The following is an 18,000-nucleotide window of genomic DNA, read 5'->3' on the forward strand; positions in this document are numbered from 1 at the left end:
CGGGTGCAGCCGTCAAGCGGCAGCCGTCAGAAGGCGTTGCAATTCGGTGTGCCGTCGGAGAAAGCGATGAATCCGCTGCCGCCGCCGCCATTGTTCTGGCAGCCGCCCGTATTGCCGGCACCCAGCCGGTTGCCGGTCGAACCGGCGCCAACCGCCGTTGTACTGTAGTTGATGTAGTTGTTAGTGCCTGCACCGGAGGCGCTGAATGTATTGTTGGTGAAGGTTCCGTCGCCAGGAGCAAGCATGGCTATGCCTGTATTCGCGCCGCCCGCTGCCGTGGCAGTGATGGTATTGCCGCTGATCACGGCACCGGTGCCACTGAGCTGAATTGCGGCAATGTTGTCGTTGCCGGTCGTATGATGGGCAGTGATCGTGCTGTCGCGGATGGTCACGCCATTACCGGAAACAGCGACTGAAACTCCGGAAGATCCGCCGCTGGCCGTATTGCTGACGGTCATTCCGATCAGCGAAGAGGAGTTCGACATATCAAGTGTCACGCCACCATTCACCGTGCCCGCAATGGTGGCGCCTGATGTGGTCAGCGTAGCGGGGCGACCCGATGCGCTGCGCACCGCGACCGTGCCGGCTCCCATCAGGGTCTGCCCGGTCTGTGTGCCGGAGGCAACCGTCGTATTGATCGTGCCCACCAAGATAACGGTGGAATTTGCGCCGGCCGCGGTGAATTCGTTGGTCAGACTACCATCGGCATCGGTATCAGCATTCATCACAACCAGCGCCTGGCCAGTCACCGTTCGCGTCGCGGTTTCCGGTGCACTGAAGCGACCGGCCTGACTGACCACATCGATGTCGCGTACGATCGGATCGGCCATGCGGCGCTCCATCGGCGTCAGCTGCGATGACGGCTTGCCATAAATCTGCAGCGGAATACGCAGCCGTGCGGTGAGGAAACCCTGCGACCCGCGCGGCTCGTCATGCTGCCATTCGGCGCCGAGGGAGAAGCGTGAACCGTTCCACAGATAAGGTACGCTATCGAAGGTAAGCTCGGCGCGGGCGCGCGGACCGGAGATGGTGGGCATGTTGTCTTCCGCAAAGCGGTAACCGCCGCCATAGACGCGCAACGCCTTGCCGTCATTGACATCGAAGACCGGCACGCGCCAGCCCAGCTCGGCATCGTAGCCGCCCATGCTGCGTTCCTCGCCGCCGTGGAAAATCACCGTGGTGCTGGAGACTTCGGCCGTGTTCAACGAGTCGACATTGTGGCTGCGCCGACCGACCGGCGCATAGTAATTCGCGCGCGCATCCCAGTCCTGCGACAGCACCTCCACACCGAGGGTGGCCTGGTTGAAATAATTGCCATACTCGCTGCGGCGGCGGTCGAAATAGCCATAGCCGCCGAGATTCCAGCCGCTGTCCAGCATATGGCGGACACCGAGGCCGTAATTGCCTTCGTTGCCGTTATTGTCATCCATACGCATGCGCAGGTTGGCGAACAGCAGCGTGGCGGCCGACTGCGCGACAGGGATGAACAGGTCGGCCTCACCCAGCGAACGCTCGGTGCCCGGCTTGGCCTCGAGATCGATATGGGGCACCCATTTCGGTTCCTGTCCCAGCGCCGGAAGAGATATGGCGACCAGCAGCGCCGCACCCGCTGCTGGCAGCCCCGCATATGCCGCGATCCCCCGCATGACTCCCCCAGTGCCTTACTTTCATTTCTTATTCCCGTGGGGACCGATACGGATCAAGGCGGGCAATGTATGCGCAACAGTCGCCATTATGCGGAAAAGCAGGATTTGCACGGGCTCAGGGATTACGCATTCAAGCCTATCAATTTCCGATTGAAAGATGACTGCCCAGATCGGCAATTCGCGTGCCGTGCACAGCCGGCAATGCTATGCGAGTTACAAACGCGACATAGAATGGGCGGCACAAGAGGAGGAGCGATGCATAACACGGACTGGCTGCTGCATGAGCCCGACGGCGAGCGCACGCTAAAAACCAGCCAGCGGATGCAACTGGATGACGCGCAATGGAAAGCGGTGATCGAGCGGATCGAGACCGGCCCGGGCCTGCGCGTTTTCCTGACCACGGCGGAGGTGCGCAACGACGTGACGGTGCAGCCGCGCGACAACGAATCCGAGCCCTGGCTGAGCAACAACATCGCGGTCAGCGGCCAGGTCGAGATCGAAATGCCGGACGGCCTACGCCTGCGGGGCGGCATGGACGAAGCGCTGATGTATCGCCCGTCGGCACGCAATCCGCGCTTTCATGTCAGAGCGCCGCAGCAGTTGCGTCTGGCCGGCTATGCGCTGCGGCGCGACCGGCTGGAGCAGATTTTCGATGGCACCCTGCCGGAGATTATGTTGCCGCTGCTCGAACCTGACATCACCGACAGCCGCTATGTGTCATTGCCGGCGAACAAGCGCCTGCGCCAGCTGGCCGCCAACCTGTTCACGCCCGGCCTGAACGGACCGCTGCGCCACATCTTCATCGAAGGCACCGTGCTGCAACTGCTGGCGGCACAGCTCGCGACCACGGCGCGGCAGGCCAGGTCGGTCAGCGCGATGGAACGCGCGGCGGCACTGTCCGCACGCGAACGCCTGCTGTCCGACATGCGCAATCCGCCCAGCCTGGGCGAGTTGGCCCAGGCCGTCGGCCTGAACGAGAAACGGCTGAATGCCTGCTTCCGGGCCGAGTTCGGCGGCACGGTGTTCGAAGTGTTGCGCAATCACCGGCTGGAACATGCACGGATTGCCCTGGCCGCCGGCGCACCGCTGAAGCAGATCGCGTTCCGCGTCGGCTACAACCACGTCACCAATTTCATTAATGCCTTCACCGCGCGCTACGGCGAGCCGCCAGGCCGCTATCTCGAAGCGAGTGACGCCGGACAGCCGAAACTGCCGGTCCCGGACTAGCCCAGCATCTCCGGCAGCGTGACCAGCTTGACGCCGGCCTTTTCCAGGCCGGCGCGGATATGGCGGGCCATCGAGACGGCGCCGGCGCTGTCGCCATGCACGCAGATGGAATCAACATTGCAGGGAATGCGCTTGCCCGAAACCGAGACAATGGCGCGTTCCTGCACCATGCGCAGCACGTTGTGCAGCGCCTCGTCATTGTCATGCACCATGGCATTGGCCTGGCCGCGCGGCACCAGATTGCCGTCGTCGTCATAGTTGCGGTCGGCGAAGACTTCCTGCGCGACGGGCAGGTTGGCCTTGGCGGCCGCCTGCACCATGGCCGAGCCGGCCGGCGCCAGGAAGATCAGATCCTTCGATACCCCGGCGATGCCCCGCGCCAGCGCCATGGCGAGGTCCATGTCGGTGGCCGCCTTGTTATTGATGGCGCCATGTGGCTTCACATGCGTGACCTTGCCGCCCTTGGTGGCCGCGACACCCATCAGCGCGCCGATCTGGTAGGCCATCAGCGCTTCGACTTCCTTGTTGCTCATGGTCATCGGGCGGCGACCGAAGCCCTGCAGATCGGGATAGGACGGATGCGCGCCAATCGAGACGCCGTTCTTCACGGCCTCGGCCACTGTGGCCTGCATCACACTCCAGTCGCCGGCATGGAAGCCGCAGGCGACATTGGCAGTGCCGACCACGGCCAGCATCGCCGCGTCGTCGCCCATGGTCCAGGCGCCATAGCTTTCGCCGAGATCGCTGTTGAGGTTGGTCTTGATCGTCATCGCCAGTCTCCGGGCAATCAGTAGCCAGTGGGCGCATCCACGGCGCCGCTGATCAGGTTCTGCGTATATAGCGCATCCAGGTCGAGATAGACATCGGGCAATGCCGTGCGGATACCCTCGATCAGGCGGCGCAGCGCCTGTTCCTGCGCGCGCCGGATCGCCTCGGCCTCGGCCACAGTGATGGCCGTGAAGGTCAGTGTGTCGCCCGGCGTCATGCGGCCGATGCGCGGCAGGTCGGCCGAGATCACGGTGGCGATCTTGGTATAACCGCCGGTGGTCTGGCGGTCGGCCATCAGGATGATAGGCTTGCCGTTGCCCGGCACCTGGATCGAGCCGCCGACCACGCCTTCGGATGCGATATCGGCGCCACGCACATGCTCGATGGTTGCGCCATCGAGGCGGATGCCCATGCGATCGGCTTCCTTGGTGACGGTGTAGGTGGCCGACAGAAACGTCTTGATGCCCTGTTCCGTGAAGCGGTCGTCCTGCGGCCCGAGCACCACACGGATCGGCCCGCTGCCGTAATCGAAGGTATCGGCCAACTCGCGCTCATCGCCCTCTTCCGCGACGGCCTTCACCGGCAGCCGGTCGCCCGCCTTCAGGGCACGGCCCTCGAAGCCGCCAAGGCCGGAGCGCATATAAGTCGACTGGCTGCCCATGAAAGCCGGGATGGCAAAACCGCCTCCAACAGCGAGATAGGCCACGCCGCCCTCTTCCACCGCGCCGATGGTCAGCTTGTCGCCGCGCTTCAGCAGCGCCGAGCGCCAGGGTTTCAAGGCACGCGCATCCGTATTGCCGGCAGGCTGCAGGGTCAGTTTCGCCACGCCCCCGAAGGCGATGCGTACAGCATCGGCATTCACCGTGAAGGTGGGTCCGAGAAAACCGATTTCCAGCGCGCCGGTGTTTTCCGCATTGCCGACCAGCCGATTGACCAGCCGCAGCGCCAGCGGATCGGTGGCGCCGGCCACCGGCATGCCCAGCGCCTGCGCACCGCGCCGGCCGAGATCCTGCACCGAGGTCATCAGCCCGGGCGCGATGATATCAAGGCTGCCGGCCGTCATGCCTTCACCTGCAGCTTGCCGTAATCGAACGCGCCCTGCTCGACCTGCCGCTGCAGGACGGCATAGTCATCGGTCAAGACGGCAGTGAAGGTCACCTCGTCGCCGGCCGCAAGCAGGATCGGCTCAGGACGTGACGGATCGAACAGCTTCATCGGTGCGCGGCCGATCAGGTGCCAGCCGCCCGGGCTTTCCCAGGGGTAGATGTTGGTCATCGATTCCGCGATCGCCACCGAGCCTGCCGGCACCTTGGTGCGCGGTTCCTTGCGACGCGGCAGATGCAGCCTGGCATCGAGGCCGCCCATATAGGCCAGCCCCGGCATGAAGCCGAGCATGTAGACGAAATACCGGCCGCCGGTATGGATATCGATCACCTGCTGCGGCGTCAGCTTGCAGTTCTGCGCAACCTCCTGCAGATCCGGCGACAGATCAGGCGCATAGCAGGCCGGCAGACGCCAGAGCCGGCCGGCGCGCTGCTGCGGCTTCAGGCCGGCAAACAGCCCATGCACCTGTGTTTCCAGATCGGCGCGACTGGTGGTCAGTGGATCATACTGCACCAGCAGGGCGCGGAAGGACGGGATGGTCTCGATCAGGCCGGCGGGATTCAGGTCGCGCAGGGCGGCATGCAGCGCCATCACCATGGCGTTGACGCCACGGTCGATGCCGTCGCCGAACTCGACGCTGAAGGCGGCGTCGCCGAAGGATCTGATCTGCGGATAGGCGGTCATGGCCCAGTCATAAGACCTTGCCCGTCAGGCGACAACCGGCAAGGCCTCGACATCATAGGCGTGGCTAAGCTTGCGCTTGAGCACCGGGTCTTCCAGTTCGAACTCGAACCGGGTGGACGGCCGGATGCCGCCGATGGCGCCCAGCGTGCCGCCGAACATCAGTGTGCCGGGCGGCAGCGAGGTCTCGTTGCGATAGCGGGTCATCAGGTCGTCAGGGCTGCGCAGCCCTGAGACCGCGCCCTCTTGATATAGGGTGCGCTTACCATCAAACGTCGCCCAGGCCCGCAGGACCAGCTGGTCCCAGTGCTTCGCCACATCGTCGTAGCGCCACAACCCCGTGCCGACGACTTTGGAGCAGAGCTGCTTGGACAGGGCGACGCCGGCGGCTTCGGCCTTGCGGTCGGTATGATCAGACCCGAGCGTGACCCAGAGGCCGTCGGCCAGCGCGACAATCACCGGCTCGACCTCACCCGAGGTATCGGGGCCCAGCACCTGCAGATGCGCGGTCTGGCTGAGCTGGCCGGTGCCGATGCGGTAGAACAGCGGCACGCTGCTCGGGCGTGGCACGCCGATGGCGGCCAGTTCCTCGATATGATGCTCGATGGCATGGGCATCGCGGCCGGCCCAGCCGGCAACAATCAGCGTGTCGATCTGCACGGCGATGCGGTCGCGGCGGTCCTGCCAGAAACGGTCGAAGGTCAGCATACTCGTATTCCCTAGTTGAACTGTGTCGGCAGCCAGAGCGCGATGCCCGGCCAGATCATCATCAGCACGATGGCGAAGATATAAACCAACATGAAGGGCAGCACGCCGGAGAAGACGTCGCTGATCGGTCCCCTATCCGGCCTCATGCCCTGCAACACATAGAGCACGGTGCCATCGGGCGGGCTGATCATGGCGATCTCGACCAGCATGGTGACGATGACGCCAAACCAGATCGGATCGTAGCCCAGTGCCTTCACGATCGGGAAGACGATCGGGATGGTGGTCAGGATCATGGAGAAGCCCTCCATGAAGGTGCCCAGCGCCAGATAGAAGCCGATGATCAGCGCGATGATCGCCCAGCCCGGCAGCGGCAGGCCGGCCACCATATCCGCCATCATCTGCGGCACGCGCAGGCTGGTGAGGATGAAGTTGAGCAGGTAGGCACCGAAGAGGATGAGCCCGATCATAGCCGTGGTCCGCGCCGTGGCCTCGGCCGAGTCATGGATCATCTTCAAGGTCAGCTTGCCGCCGACCAGCGCGAACAGCAGCGCACCGGTAACGCCCAGCGCCGCCGCCTCGGTCGGCGTGGCGATGCCAGCATAGATGGTGCCCAGCACCAGCAGGATCAGCAACGCGGTGGGGACCAGGTCCTTCAGGCTGGCAATCTTTTCGCCGAGGGGAATCTTCGGTCCCTCGGCGGCGATGGGATTGCGCAGGCCGTGGATGACGATCAGCCCGATGAACAGCACCACCACCAGCAGACTGGGGCCCAAGGCTGCGATATACAGCGCACCGACCGAGGTCTCGGTGATCAGGCCATAGATGATGAAGGTGATGCCCGGCGGAATCAGGTTGCCCAGCGCACCACCGGCGGCCAGCGAGCCCAGCACCATCTTCGGGCTGTACTGCGTGTTCTTGAAAAAGGGCAGCGCCACCGAACCCATGGTGGCGGCGGTGGCGACGCTGGAGCCGGAAATGGCCGAGAAGATGGCGCTGGCCGCAATATTGGTATGCAGCAGGCCGCCCGGCAGGCGGTTGAGCCAGACATTCAGCGCGCGATAGAGCTTGTCGGACAGCCCGGCGCGCAACAGGATTTCACCCATCAGCAGGAACAGCGGCACGGCAACCAGCACGAAGCTACTGCTCGGCCCCCAGGTCATCTGGCCGAGGAAGTTCCAGAAGGGGCGATCCGAGAAGGCGAAGCCGGCCAGCAGGCCGAGCGCACCGAGCGCCGCGCCGATATAGACGCCGGAGCCGAAGAAGGTGCACATCACGCCGACCAGCAGGATGATCTCGGCGACCGGTGCACTGCCGCCACCGGTGAGTGCGCTGGCGACCGTGATGCCGAGCAGGATGAGCAGGAAGACGACGGCAATCATTACTTGGAATCCTGTCTGCTGACGGCAACGGCCTCGAGTGCTTCGGCCGCCTCTTCGGTATAGCTGCGCGGACCGAGCAGCGCGTCGACCGCATCGGCGCGGCCGGCGGCGATCAGCAGCAGCGTCTCGGCCAGCATGGCAACGATCAGGATGAAGAAGACCACGATGCCGACGGCCCAGAGCCCCTGCGGGATCACCAGCGGCGTGTGCAGCAGGCTGTTGTCGGTGGCGCCGAAATCCTGACTTTCCTGCACCAACTCGATGGCGCCAAAGCTCAGGAAGCCAGCCAAGATGCCGAGCAGAGACAGCGCGAAGAGATGCAGATACTGGCGGCCGCGCAGCGGCACCTTGTTCAGCACCATGTCGATGCGGACATGATTGCGGGTGGCCAGCGCATGCGGTAGACCCCAGGCGATGCCGAAGGCCAGCATGTAGCCGGTCATTTCAGTGGTCGATTGTGACGAGAAACCCAGGAAGGCGCGCGCCAGCACGTCGAAGGTGACGAACAGCGCGCAGAAGACGAAGACCCAGCCGGCCGCGTAGTTCATCCAGCGGCTGACAGCCTCGATGACATGGCGGAGTTTGGCGGCCGCTGCGGCAGAAGCCGCAGCGGCGCCAGCCGCCGGAGGAGTGGCGGTCATAAGCGGATCAGTTCTTCAGCGGCACGCCGGTGATCGGGGCGATCACCTGCTCGTAGACCTTGCCGCAACGCTCACCGCAGCGCTTGACCCAGGCGGGCAGCACGGCGTCGCCCACGGCCTGGCGCAGCAGGGCCACATCGGCGGGCTTCTCGCGCACGATGGTCATGGGACCATTGGTCACCACGGTGCCGATCTTGCAACCTTCGGCCTTGCCGCTGTTGCAGGCGATGCCGTCTTCGGTGGCCTCGACACCGAGCTTCCACTGGGCTTCTTCTACATCCTTCATGGTCTTGGTCATGAAGTCGCGCACGACAGGATCAAGCTTGTTCCACCACTGCACGTTCACCAGATAGGCGGCCGTCGACCAGCTCAGCGGCAGCGTGTACATGTGCTTGGCCACTTCATACCACTTCGCGCCATTGCCCGACGAGGTGCCGGTGATGGCGCAGTCAGTCACGCCGCGTTCCAGCGCGCCATAAACTTCCGGAAAGCCGATCGCGACCGGCTGCGCGCCGATATGGTTCATGAAATCGTTCATCGAACCGCCGTTGGTGCGGACCTTCTTGCCCTTCAGGTCGGCCAGCGCTGTCACCGGCGTGCGGCAGAACAGCACCTGCGCCGGGAAAGGATAAACCGCCACGATACGCGTGTTGAATCGCTCGAGTTCGCGGTTCGCCAGCGGGACCAGCGCATCGACAACCTTGCGCGCCTGCTCGATGGTGGGATTGAGGCCGGCGAGATCGGCGCCATCAAGGAAGGGCACATCGCCCGAGATGGTGGCAAGCGGCGCAGCGCCGATATCGACCTGGCCGGCGCGCACGAGGCGGATGATCTCAGGTCCGTTCAGGTTCATTTCCGGCCAGCTTGCCAACTTGATGTCGATGCGGCCGCCGCTCTTGACCGGCACGCCTTCCTTCAGCATCGGCACATCGACCTTGGTGTATTGCGGCAGCCCCGGGCTCGGCTGGGTCGCCATGGTGATCGAAACCTTCGGACCGGCCGGCAGGCCCTGGGCCCAAGCATCATTCTGGCCGAGCATGGCAGTGGCAGCCACAAGGCTGACCGCCGTAAGAAGCGTCTTCATCGTCATCATTACCCCCTGTTGGAATGGAAAGACTTATAGGACGGCTAATCGACTGTTCTTCAGATCGGTCACCAGCATGTGGCCGGGTGCGTGCGTGATGCAGAATTCGGGCTTCACGGTGGCGATCACCGACTGGGGCGTGACGCCGCAGGCCCAGAAGACCGGCAGCTCGTCACCCTTCACCTCGACCGGGTCGCCGTAATCGGGCGCCATGATGTCCTTGATGCCGAGCAGCTCGGGCTTGCCCAGATGCACCGGCGCGCCGTGCACGGCGGGGAAACGCGAGGTGATCTGCACGGCGCGGATCGCATCGGCCGGCTTTAGCGGCCGCATCGACACCACCAGCGGACCCTTGAAGACCCCGGCCGGCGTGGTTTCGATATTGGTGCGGTACATCGGCACATTGGTGCCTGCCGCGATATGGCGCAGCGGGATGCCGTCCTCGATCAGCGCTTCCTCAAACGAAAACGAGCAGCCGATCAGGAAGGCCACGAGATCGTTGCGCCACACGGCTTTCAGGTCGCGTACTTCCTCGACCATCTTGCCGTCGCGCCAGACGCGGTAGAGCGGGATGTCGGTGCGGATGTCGAGGTCTTCGCCCAGCGCCGGGATGCGCGGATCGCCCGGTTCGGAGGCGCCGATCAGCGGGCAGGGCTTGGGGTTGAACTGGCAGAAGCGGAAAAAGTCATCGGCGAGCGCCTTGGGCAGAATGGCCAGGTTGCCCTGCACGAAACCGGGCGCGATGCCGGCGGTGGGGCCGCGATGATCGCCGCGGCGGATCGCCTGCCGGGCCTCGCGGCCGCTGGCATAGATAGAACCTGACGCGTGGGCGTTCATGTCATCCTCCTGTCCCATGCACATCGCATCATGACAGGCGCATGACTGTCCAATCGGGAGTTCCGATGGCAGCCTATAAGAATTTCTTATCGGTCAAAAATCGGGTGCGCCGATGATTTTAATGGCGCTTTTGACGGCGCTTTGCCTCGGATGCCGCCATCTCGCGCGCAATCTCGGTCACCGCTTCGGCCAGATAGCTGTCGGGTTTGACCGGATAGCAGGCATGGAAATTGAGATCCGGCAGATTCTGCTCGGCCTTGACGATGCGCAGGCGCTTTTCAGACAACTCGCGCCGGATGATCAGCGGCGGGATCGCCGAAATACCGATGTTATCCAGCGTCATACGAATGATGGTTGAAAGAGAGGCGTTGCCATACATGCGAAGCGACGGCATGTCGGAGCGCGTCATCATCTCGCGGATGGTGATATAGGGCCGGGTATTGCGCGGATAAGTTATGATAGGCCAGCGCGCCAGCACCGACAGCGGCACCGGATCGGGACCAAGATCAAGCGTCGGGCTGGCGATCCAGGCCAGCGGATAGCTCGATAAAGCCACGTTTTTCATGCGCGGTTCGCTGATCGGCCCCAGCACGAAGGCGACATCGAGCTGATGCGACAGCAGACGTTCGCGCAGCAGCGGCGAGGTATCGACCTCGATCTCCAGCGTCAGCGCCGGATAGACCGCATGCATGCGTTCGATCAGTTTTGACAGCCAGGTATGCACGATGGTTTCGGCGACGCCGAGGCGCACGATGCCGCGCATCGCCTTCTTCTCATGCGCTGCATGCACCAGATCGGCATGCAGCTGCAACATGCGTTCAGCGTAGGGCAGCAGCTCGTTGCCCTTGGCGGTCAGCGCCACGCCACGCGGCTCGCGATCGAACAGCCGCACGCCCAGCTCGGTCTCCAGCAGGGCGATGCGCTGTGACACGGCGGGTTGGGTGGTGTTGAGTTTTTCGGCTGCCGAGCGGAACCCGCCAAGATGGGCGACCCAGACGAAGGTTTCGAGATTGCGCAGATCGGCCATGGCCCGCCCCGATGGAAAAGCCGGGAGACTATAAGCCCGGCTTATCACCCGGCCGCAATGAAACAAGTGTTCCATTGTGTATTATCTTGAATCAATTGTTGCAAAGGCGGGGAAGCTGCGGTTCAATCCGATCATGATCCAGCAGCAATCGCTTGCCGACCGCATTGCCGCCGCCTTCTCCGGCCTGCCGCCGCAGCTGCAGACGGCGGCGCGCTTCGTGCTGGAGAACCCCGACGACGTGGCGCTGCTGTCGATGCGGGAACAGGCGCGCCGCGCCGGCGTGCCGCCGGTGACCATGACCCGGCTGGCGCGCGAGCTAGGCTTTGCCGATTACGCCGCCTTCCGCGACTTGCAGGCGGCAGCGCTGCGCCGCAGCCAGATGCCAGCCGGCGCCGGTTTCAGCGCCCGGGCCGGACAGTTGCAGCGCCGCCAGCAGAAAGGCGGCGATGCCGCGCTGGCCGCACAGGTCGGCTGGGCCATGGCCGAGCATATCGCCAACAGCCATGACGAGACCGGCATCGCCAACCTGATCGCCGCCGCCGGCCTGCTGGAAAAAGCGCGGCGCGTGTATTTCCTGGGCCTGCGCTCCTGCTATGCCGTCGCCTTCCAGGCGCAGTATGTGCATGGCCTTTTCCGCGACAACGGCGTGCTGCTGGACGGCGCCGGCGATACTGGCATCGACGCCCTGCGCCATGCCGGGCCTGAGGATGTGCTGCTGGCAATCAGCGTCGCGCCCTATGCCAGCGCCACCATCGAACGCCTGCGCTATGCCCGCGATCGCGGCTGCAGCGTTGTGGCGATCACCGACAGCCGCGTCTCGCCGATTGCCGGCCTAGCCCAGCGCAGCCTGCTGGTTTCGACCGAGACCCCGTCTTTCTTCCACGCCGTCACACCGGCTTTCGCGACAGCCGAAACCCTGATCGCGCTGGTGGCGGCGCGGGCCGGCGACAAGGCGCTCAGCGCCATCGCCAACGCCGAGAGCCAGCTCGGCGCCTTCTCCACCTACTGGTCTCGCAAACCCTCCCGCAGAAAGTCCAAGTCATGACGAGCCGCATCCTTCATCGCAGCATCACCCATGCCTATCCGGTTGCCGTCGGCGGCGAAGGCATCCGCATCATCGACGCCAGTGGCAAGCGCTATATCGATGCCTCGGGTGGCGCGGCGGTGAGCTGCCTGGGCCATGGCCACCCCGACATCACGCGCGCCATGCATGAGCAGGCCGACAAGCTGGCCTTTGCCCATACCAGCTTCTTCACCACCGAGCCGGCCGAGAAACTGGCCGACCGCCTGATCGCCACCGCACCGAAGGGCATCAGTCATGTCTATTATGTGTCGGGTGGTTCGGAAGCCATCGAGGCGGCGCTGAAGATGGCGCGGCAGTATCATGTCGAGTGCGGCGAGCCGCAGCGCAAGCATTTCATCGCCCGACGCCAGAGCTATCACGGCAACACGGTCGGTGCATTGTCGGTCGGCGGCAATGCCTGGCGGCGCCAGCAGTTCGCCCCGATGCTGATCGAGGCGCATCACATTGCGCCCTGCTTCGAATATCGCGACCGTCGCGATAACGAGACGCCGGAGGTCTATGGCAAGCGCGCCGCCGACGAGTTGGAAGCCAAGATCCTGGAGCTGGGCAAGGACAGTGTGATTGCCTTTGTCGCCGAGCCGGTGGTGGGTGCAACGCTGGGCGCCGTGACCGCTGCACCAGGCTATTTCAAGCGCATCCGCGAAATCTGCGACCAGTATGGCGTGCTGCTGATCCTGGATGAAGTGATGTGTGGCATGGGCCGCACCGGCACGCTGCATGCCTGCGAGCAGGAGGGCATCTCGCCCGACATCATGACCATCGCCAAGGGCCTGGGCGGCGGCTACCAGCCGATTGGCGCCACGCTGCTGTCTCAAAAGATTTTTGATGCTTTCAAGAATGGTAGCGGCTTCTTCCAGCATGGCCATACCTATCTGGGCCATCCGATGGCCTGCGCCGCCGCCATGGCGGTGCAGCAGGTGATCGAACGCGACCATCTGCTCGAGAATGTGACCGCGATGGGCGCGCATCTGATGGACCGCCTGCAGGACCGCTTCGGCAATCACCGCCATGTCGGCGACATCCGCGGCCGCGGCCTGTTCCAGGCCATCGAACTGGTGCAGGATCGTGCCAGCAAGGCCACCTTCGATCCGGCCAAGAAGCTGCATGCCCGCATCAAGCAGGAAGCGATGAATCTCGGCCTGATGGTTTATCCGATGGGCGGCACCATCGACGGCAAGCATGGCGATCATGTCCTGCTGGCTCCACCCTTCATCTGCACCAAGGGCGACATCAACATCATTGTCGACAAGCTGGGCGAAGCCGTCGATGTCTCGCTGAAGGCGGTGGCCTGATGTCTGGCAACCCGATCATTCCCGCCGTGCTGGCGCCGGCCATCGTCGCCGTCGCCCCCAACGGTGCCCGCAAGCTGAAGGCCGACCATCCGGCCGTGCCGCTGAGCGCCGACGAGCTTGGCCTCTGCGCCGCGCAATGCCGCGATGCCGGTGCCGCCATGATCCACCTGCACGTGCGCGAACCGGGCAACGGCAAGCATTCGCTGGATGCCGACCTGTATCGCGCCGCCATCAAGGCGGTGCGCCGCGAGGCCGGCGATGCGCTGATCATCCAGCCGACCTCGGAAGCCGCCGGCGTCTACAACCGGCATGAACAGATGGCGGCGATGCGCGCCCTGATGCCGGAAGCCTGCAGCCTGGCGGTGCGCGAAATCCTGCCCGATGCGGCAGCCGAAGCGGAAGGCAGCGCCTTCCTGGCCGAACTCTACAGGGCCGATGTGATGATGCAGTACATCCTCTATGCCGCCGAGGATGTGCAGCGCTTTCACGAACTGAAGGCGCGCGGCATCATTCCTGGCGACAAGCATTTTGTGCTGTTCGTGCTGGGGCGCTACACCGCCGGCCAGCGCTCCGAACCCGCCGACCTGCTGCCCTTCCTGCATGACTGGAGCGCCAGCGACGGCGAGTTCGCGGTCTGCGCCTTCGGCCCGAAGGAATCCGCCTGCGCGCTGGCCGCCATGGGGCTGAACGGCCATGCCCGCATCGGCTTCGAGAACAATACATTGCTCAGCGACGGCACGCCGGCGCCGGACAACGGCGCGCTGGTGCGGCAGACCGTGATGCATGCCGGCGTGATGGGCCGCAGCATCGCCGATGCGGCGACGGCGCGCGCCTACCTGGAAAAGCTGCGCTAGGCGGCGGCCAGAGAGAAGTCGTTCAGCGGCACCGGCGACGGCTTGCCGCTGAGTGAAGCCGCGATCACTTCCGCCGAGCCGAAGGCCAGCGTGAAGCCGAGCGCACCATGACCGACATTGAGCAGCAGGTTGTCGATGCCGCTGCCGTTCAAGATCGGCAGACCTTTCGGTGTCGCCGGACGCAGGCCGGTCCAGGGCTCCATCTGCTGCCAGGTCGAGGCGGCCGGGAAGGTCTCACGCGCCTGTTCGACCAGCAGGCCGAGACGCGCGGGATCGATGCTGTCGTCCAACCCGACGATATCGGCCATGCCGGCCACCCGCAGCGTCTCGCCCAGACGCGCATAGACCACCTTGTAGGCGGTATCGGTGACCGAGACGCGCGGCGCGGCATCGTCTTTCACGATGGGCAGTGACAGGCTGTAGCCCTTGATCGGATAGATCGGCAGATCGAGACCGGCGGTCAGGCCCAGACGACGGCTGGCCACGCCGGCCGCCAGCACATAGGCATCGGCTTCCAGCACATCGCCATTCGTGGTCTCCACGCCAAGCAGCCGCCGGCCGGCACGCAGCAGGCGACGCACGCGCGCGCCATAGACGAAGGTCACGCCACTGTTGTCGCCGGTCAGCAGGCCTTCGATGCCCATGCAGAGCCGGTAGGGATCGCCGGCTTCTTCATCGGCCGTGTAAACGCCGCCATGGATGCGGTGTGCAATGGACTTCAGCGCCGGCTCGATCTTCAGACAGGCATCACGATCCAGCACCTGCTGCACGCTGCCGAGCTTGCTCTGGTATTCGACCTGGGCGCGGGCGCCATCCAGGCCGGCAGCACTGCCCTGCAGCACCAGCTTGCCGGCACGGCTCCAGACGAAATCGAGGCCATGGATGTCGTTGGCAGCATGCAGTACGTCGCGGCTCAAGTAAGCCAGACGCAGCAGCTTGTCGGTGGTGGCCAGCGCCTCGGTCTTCGTGCAGGCGGCCAGAAATTTCAGCAGCCAGCGATACTGGAACAGGTCGAAGCCGGGACGGAACCGCACCGGCGAATTGCGGCTGAACAGGTATTTCGGCAGGTCGAACCACACCGACGGCGCCGCCAGCGGCGCAACATAGGAATAGCTCAATTGCGCGCCATTGGCATGGCTGGCGCCCTGCGCCGTGGTGGGTGCGCGGTCGACCACGGTGACGCGATGGCCATCCTGCGCCAGCCGCCAGGCCGTCGTCATTCCCACCACACCGGACCCGATCACCACGATATTCATGATTGCTCCATGGCACCGCGCGGCAGCAACTGGCCGGCAGTGCAAGACCATCAGGCTAGGCGTGAGCGGCAGAGCCCGACTACTGCCGATGCGGGTATGATCCATAACATTGGGTTATGCCGGCTCTTGGCAAAACCGGCCCCGACGCTACAGTGCTGTCATCTTATTTCCCGCCCAAGCCCGGCCCATATGCAGCTCCGCCATCTCGAAGTCTTTCACGCCATCATGCTGACCGGCACGATCACGGCAGCCGCCAAGCTGCTGAACATCTCGCAGCCAGCCGCCACCCGCCTGCTGCTGCGCGCCGAGGACCAGCTCGGGTATCGCCTGTTCGATCGCGTAAAGGGCCGCCTGCTGCCGACCCGCGAGGGCCAGGTGCTGCATGCCGAGAGCGAGCGCATCATCAGTGGCCTGGACAACCTGCGTAAACTGTCGCGCAACCTGGGCGCCGCCACCACCGGCCATCTGCGCATCGCCGCGGCCCCGGCGCTGTGCATCGACCTGATCCCGTTGGCCATCACCCGCTTCCGCCAGAAGCATGCCGATGTGAGCTTCGAGGTGGAGACCCGCCAGTATGCCGACCTGGTGCGTGTGGTGCTGAACCATGAGGTGGAGCTGGGCATCGGATTCGACGTGCAGCCGCATCCGGGGCTGGAAATCCAGACCCTGGCGGATGCGCAGTTCTACGGCATTTTCCCCAAGGCGATGGAAAGCCAGCTGCCGCCGACGGTGAAGCTCGACTGGTTCCGCAAACATCCCTTCATCGGCCTGCGCAGCGACGATCCACTGGGTGCCGCCTTCGGCGCTGCCGTCAAACTCTCGGATGTGGAACTGCGGCCGATCGTCGAGGTCAAGACCAACCAGATCGCACTTTCCCTGGTTTCCCGCGGCGCAGGCGCTGCCATCGTCGACCAGTATACCGCTGCAGCCCATGATCCGGCCCTGGTGGTGGCCCGCCCGCTGCTGCCCGTCATCGGTTTTTCGGTACAGGCGATCCGGGCGAAGCACCAGCCGGCCTCGGTGCTGGCACGGAAATTCAGTGTGCTGCTGGCGCAGACTGAGAAGGCAGTTTCAGCCGCCCTGGTCGCGGCAAAACGGCCTTTACGGGCTTGACGATATGGCCTGGACGGTGTCCATACCATAGGGTTATGGAAGAGGTATCGATACGCATGGCGGAACAGACAGGGTTTCCGCTATCACAAGGCGGTGCACAGAGGGGGCTCGTCATGCAACGGGGTGCATTGAGCCGATAAAATCCAACCTCTGTCCGATTCCGTCTCGTGTCAGCGTTTATGCGTGGCGGTCATCAACAGTGTTCGCGGCCATCGTCAATCTCGGCGGCGGCCAAAAACGGAGGAGAAGTTATCATGCAGTTTGCTAACAAGCTTGCGATGGGCGCGCTCGGCGCCGCCCTTCTGGCCGCCCTGCCGGGCGCCAGCATGGCGCAGCAGAAGTTCGTCACCATCGGCACCGGTGGTGTGACCGGCGTGTATTACGCGGCCGGCGGCGCCATCTGCCGCCTGCTGAACAAGGATCGCAAGGCCCACGGCATCCGCTGCTCGGTCGAATCGACCGGCGGCTCGGCCTACAACGTCAACACCATCAAGGGCGGCGAGCTGGATTTCGGCACCACCCAGTCCGACGTGCATTACCAGGCGCTCAAGGGCGTTGGCCCGTTCAAGGACGCCGGCGAGTTCAAGGAACTGCGTTCGGTCTTCTCGCTGCATCCGGAGCCCTTCACGGTTCTGGCCCGCAAGGAAGCCAACATCACCAAGTTCGAAGACTTCAAGGGCAAGCGCTTCAACGTCGGCAATCCCGGCTCGGGCACCCGCAATTCGCTGGAAGAGTTCATCGGCGCGCTCGGCTGGAAGCTGAGCGACTTCTCGCTCGCTTCCGAGCTGAAGGCTGACGAGCATGGCCCGGCGCTCTGCGACAACAAGATCGACGGCTTCTTCTACGGCGTCGGTCATCCCTCGGCCAACATCCAGGACCCGACCACGAGCTGCGGCGCCAAGCTGGTCTCGCTGACCGGCCCGGCCGTCGACAAGCTGGTTGCGGCGAACTCCTACTTCGCCAAGGCCACGATCCCAGCCGGCCTGTACAGCAACAACCCGCAGGCGACTCAGACCTATGGCGTGCTGGCCACGCTGGTCTCCTCGTCCAAGGTCGACAACGAGACCGTCTACCAGCTGGTCAAGGCCACCTTCGACAACTTCGAGGAATTCAAGAAGCTGCACCCGGCTTTCGCGAATCTCGACCCGAAGGACATGGTCAAGAATGGCAACTCGGCTCCGCTGCATGACGGCGCGGTCAAGTACTACAAGGAAAAGGGCTGGATGTAAGTCCGGCCATGAATGGGCGGCCCCGCAAGGGCCGCCCATTCATTATCGCGGCAGGGCATCAGCCCATGCC

The 18,000-nt window shown here is 64.3% G+C and carries 17 protein-coding genes; 6 read left to right on the plus strand and 11 right to left on the minus strand.

The window, feature by feature from the left end; genetic code table 11:
• Positions 1-26 precede the first annotated feature (26 nt).
• Complete coding sequence (locus tag AC1RRE_RS16740; RefSeq protein WP_492982518.1) at positions 27-1,646, minus strand: inverse autotransporter beta domain-containing protein; 1,620 nt, start codon at positions 1,644-1,646, stop codon at positions 27-29.
• A gap of 255 nt (positions 1,647-1,901) precedes the next feature.
• Between AC1RRE_RS16740 and AC1RRE_RS16745 the strand changes: the two genes are divergently transcribed.
• Complete coding sequence (locus AC1RRE_RS16745; RefSeq protein WP_492982520.1) at positions 1,902-2,873, plus strand: AraC family transcriptional regulator; 972 nt, start codon at positions 1,902-1,904, stop codon at positions 2,871-2,873.
• Here the strand turns inward: AC1RRE_RS16745 and AC1RRE_RS16750 are convergent.
• The 9 genes from AC1RRE_RS16750 to AC1RRE_RS16790 form a co-directional block, all read right to left on the minus strand.
• Entirely contained in the window at positions 2,870-3,643 is a 774-nt protein-coding gene (locus AC1RRE_RS16750; protein WP_492982522.1) for a LamB/YcsF family protein, read from the minus strand. The two genes, AC1RRE_RS16745 and AC1RRE_RS16750, sit on opposite strands and share 4 nt — an antisense overlap.
• 17 nt (positions 3,644-3,660) lie before the next feature.
• A complete protein-coding gene (locus AC1RRE_RS16755) occupies positions 3,661-4,704 on the minus strand; it encodes a 5-oxoprolinase subunit C family protein (RefSeq protein ID WP_492982524.1) in 1,044 nt (347 codons plus the stop codon).
• Positions 4,701-5,429: a 5-oxoprolinase subunit PxpB gene (gene pxpB, locus AC1RRE_RS16760; RefSeq protein ID WP_492982526.1), complete on the minus strand. Its 729-nt coding sequence runs from the start codon at positions 5,427-5,429 to the stop codon at positions 4,701-4,703. Before pxpB ends, AC1RRE_RS16755 begins: the two co-directional genes overlap by 4 nt.
• Before the next feature lie 24 nt (positions 5,430-5,453).
• On the minus strand, positions 5,454-6,134 hold the full coding sequence (locus tag AC1RRE_RS16765; protein ID WP_492982528.1) for a DUF2848 domain-containing protein: 681 nt from the start codon (positions 6,132-6,134) through the stop codon (positions 5,454-5,456).
• 11 nt (positions 6,135-6,145) lie between these two features.
• Positions 6,146-7,513 (minus strand): TRAP transporter large permease, encoded by a 1,368-nt coding sequence (locus AC1RRE_RS16770; protein ID WP_492982530.1) that lies wholly within the window; start codon positions 7,511-7,513, stop codon positions 6,146-6,148.
• On the minus strand, positions 7,513-8,154 hold the full coding sequence (locus tag AC1RRE_RS16775) for a TRAP transporter small permease subunit (RefSeq protein ID WP_492982532.1): 642 nt from the start codon (positions 8,152-8,154) through the stop codon (positions 7,513-7,515). Before AC1RRE_RS16775 ends, AC1RRE_RS16770 begins: the two co-directional genes overlap by 1 nt.
• A gap of 7 nt (positions 8,155-8,161) precedes the next feature.
• A complete protein-coding gene (locus AC1RRE_RS16780) occupies positions 8,162-9,238 on the minus strand; it encodes a TRAP transporter substrate-binding protein (protein WP_492982534.1) in 1,077 nt (358 codons plus the stop codon).
• Positions 9,239-9,271: 33 nt separating this feature from the next.
• Positions 9,272-10,075, minus strand: coding sequence for a putative hydro-lyase (locus AC1RRE_RS16785; protein WP_492982536.1), 804 nt, complete (start codon positions 10,073-10,075; stop codon positions 9,272-9,274).
• 118 nt (positions 10,076-10,193) lie between these two features.
• Positions 10,194-11,102 carry a LysR family transcriptional regulator gene (locus tag AC1RRE_RS16790; protein ID WP_492982538.1) on the minus strand — a complete coding sequence of 303 codons (909 nt, stop codon included), beginning with the start codon at positions 11,100-11,102 and terminating at the stop codon, positions 10,194-10,196.
• 133 nt (positions 11,103-11,235) lie between these two features.
• Between AC1RRE_RS16790 and AC1RRE_RS16795 the strand changes: the two genes are divergently transcribed.
• From AC1RRE_RS16795 to AC1RRE_RS16805, 3 genes are read left to right on the plus strand one after another with little or no spacing between them, the layout of a single operon-like run.
• Positions 11,236-12,147 carry a MurR/RpiR family transcriptional regulator gene (locus tag AC1RRE_RS16795; protein ID WP_492982540.1) on the plus strand — a complete coding sequence of 304 codons (912 nt, stop codon included), beginning with the start codon at positions 11,236-11,238 and terminating at the stop codon, positions 12,145-12,147.
• Positions 12,144-13,478, plus strand: a complete 1,335-nt coding sequence (locus AC1RRE_RS16800) for an aspartate aminotransferase family protein (protein WP_492982542.1) — start codon at positions 12,144-12,146, stop codon at positions 13,476-13,478. Before AC1RRE_RS16795 ends, AC1RRE_RS16800 begins: the two co-directional genes overlap by 4 nt.
• Positions 13,478-14,332, plus strand: coding sequence for a beta-keto acid cleavage family enzyme (locus tag AC1RRE_RS16805; RefSeq protein WP_492982544.1), 855 nt, complete (start codon positions 13,478-13,480; stop codon positions 14,330-14,332). Before AC1RRE_RS16800 ends, AC1RRE_RS16805 begins: the two co-directional genes overlap by 1 nt.
• On the opposite strand, the gene AC1RRE_RS16810 is transcribed toward AC1RRE_RS16805, so the two are convergent.
• Positions 14,329-15,588 (minus strand): D-amino acid dehydrogenase, encoded by a 1,260-nt coding sequence (locus tag AC1RRE_RS16810; RefSeq protein ID WP_492982546.1) that lies wholly within the window; start codon positions 15,586-15,588, stop codon positions 14,329-14,331. The two genes, AC1RRE_RS16805 and AC1RRE_RS16810, sit on opposite strands and share 4 nt — an antisense overlap.
• Positions 15,589-15,777: 189 nt before the next feature.
• On the opposite strand from AC1RRE_RS16810, the gene AC1RRE_RS16815 reads away from it, so the two are divergent.
• Both AC1RRE_RS16815 and AC1RRE_RS16820 read left to right on the plus strand, forming a co-directional pair.
• Positions 15,778-16,701, plus strand: a complete 924-nt coding sequence (locus tag AC1RRE_RS16815) for a LysR family transcriptional regulator (protein WP_492982548.1) — start codon at positions 15,778-15,780, stop codon at positions 16,699-16,701.
• 254 nt (positions 16,702-16,955) lie between these two features.
• Positions 16,956-17,930 (plus strand): TAXI family TRAP transporter solute-binding subunit, encoded by a 975-nt coding sequence (locus AC1RRE_RS16820; protein WP_492982550.1) that lies wholly within the window; start codon positions 16,956-16,958, stop codon positions 17,928-17,930.
• Positions 17,931-18,000 lie beyond the last annotated feature (70 nt).

This window comes from Ferrovibrio sp. GW821-FHT12D07 (assembly GCF_058807275.1).

Coding starts and splice junctions, on each gene's coding strand:
- AC1RRE_RS16740 (WP_492982518.1), bottom strand. CDS start 1,646: ATGCGGGGGATCGCGGCATATGCGGGGCTGCCAGCAGCGGGTGCGGCG.
- AC1RRE_RS16745 (WP_492982520.1), top strand. CDS start 1,902: ATGCATAACACGGACTGGCTGCTGCATGAGCCCGACGGCGAGCGCACG.
- AC1RRE_RS16750 (WP_492982522.1), bottom strand. CDS start 3,643: ATGACGATCAAGACCAACCTCAACAGCGATCTCGGCGAAAGCTATGGC.
- AC1RRE_RS16755 (WP_492982524.1), bottom strand. CDS start 4,704: ATGACGGCCGGCAGCCTTGATATCATCGCGCCCGGGCTGATGACCTCG.
- pxpB (WP_492982526.1), bottom strand. CDS start 5,429: ATGACCGCCTATCCGCAGATCAGATCCTTCGGCGACGCCGCCTTCAGC.
- AC1RRE_RS16765 (WP_492982528.1), bottom strand. CDS start 6,134: ATGCTGACCTTCGACCGTTTCTGGCAGGACCGCCGCGACCGCATCGCC.
- AC1RRE_RS16770 (WP_492982530.1), bottom strand. CDS start 7,513: ATGATTGCCGTCGTCTTCCTGCTCATCCTGCTCGGCATCACGGTCGCC.
- AC1RRE_RS16775 (WP_492982532.1), bottom strand. CDS start 8,154: ATGACCGCCACTCCTCCGGCGGCTGGCGCCGCTGCGGCTTCTGCCGCA.
- AC1RRE_RS16780 (WP_492982534.1), bottom strand. CDS start 9,238: ATGAAGACGCTTCTTACGGCGGTCAGCCTTGTGGCTGCCACTGCCATG.
- AC1RRE_RS16785 (WP_492982536.1), bottom strand. CDS start 10,075: ATGAACGCCCACGCGTCAGGTTCTATCTATGCCAGCGGCCGCGAGGCC.
- AC1RRE_RS16790 (WP_492982538.1), bottom strand. CDS start 11,102: ATGGCCGATCTGCGCAATCTCGAAACCTTCGTCTGGGTCGCCCATCTT.
- AC1RRE_RS16795 (WP_492982540.1), top strand. CDS start 11,236: ATGATCCAGCAGCAATCGCTTGCCGACCGCATTGCCGCCGCCTTCTCC.
- AC1RRE_RS16800 (WP_492982542.1), top strand. CDS start 12,144: ATGACGAGCCGCATCCTTCATCGCAGCATCACCCATGCCTATCCGGTT.
- AC1RRE_RS16805 (WP_492982544.1), top strand. CDS start 13,478: ATGTCTGGCAACCCGATCATTCCCGCCGTGCTGGCGCCGGCCATCGTC.
- AC1RRE_RS16810 (WP_492982546.1), bottom strand. CDS start 15,588: ATGAATATCGTGGTGATCGGGTCCGGTGTGGTGGGAATGACGACGGCC.
- AC1RRE_RS16815 (WP_492982548.1), top strand. CDS start 15,778: ATGCAGCTCCGCCATCTCGAAGTCTTTCACGCCATCATGCTGACCGGC.
- AC1RRE_RS16820 (WP_492982550.1), top strand. CDS start 16,956: ATGCAGTTTGCTAACAAGCTTGCGATGGGCGCGCTCGGCGCCGCCCTT.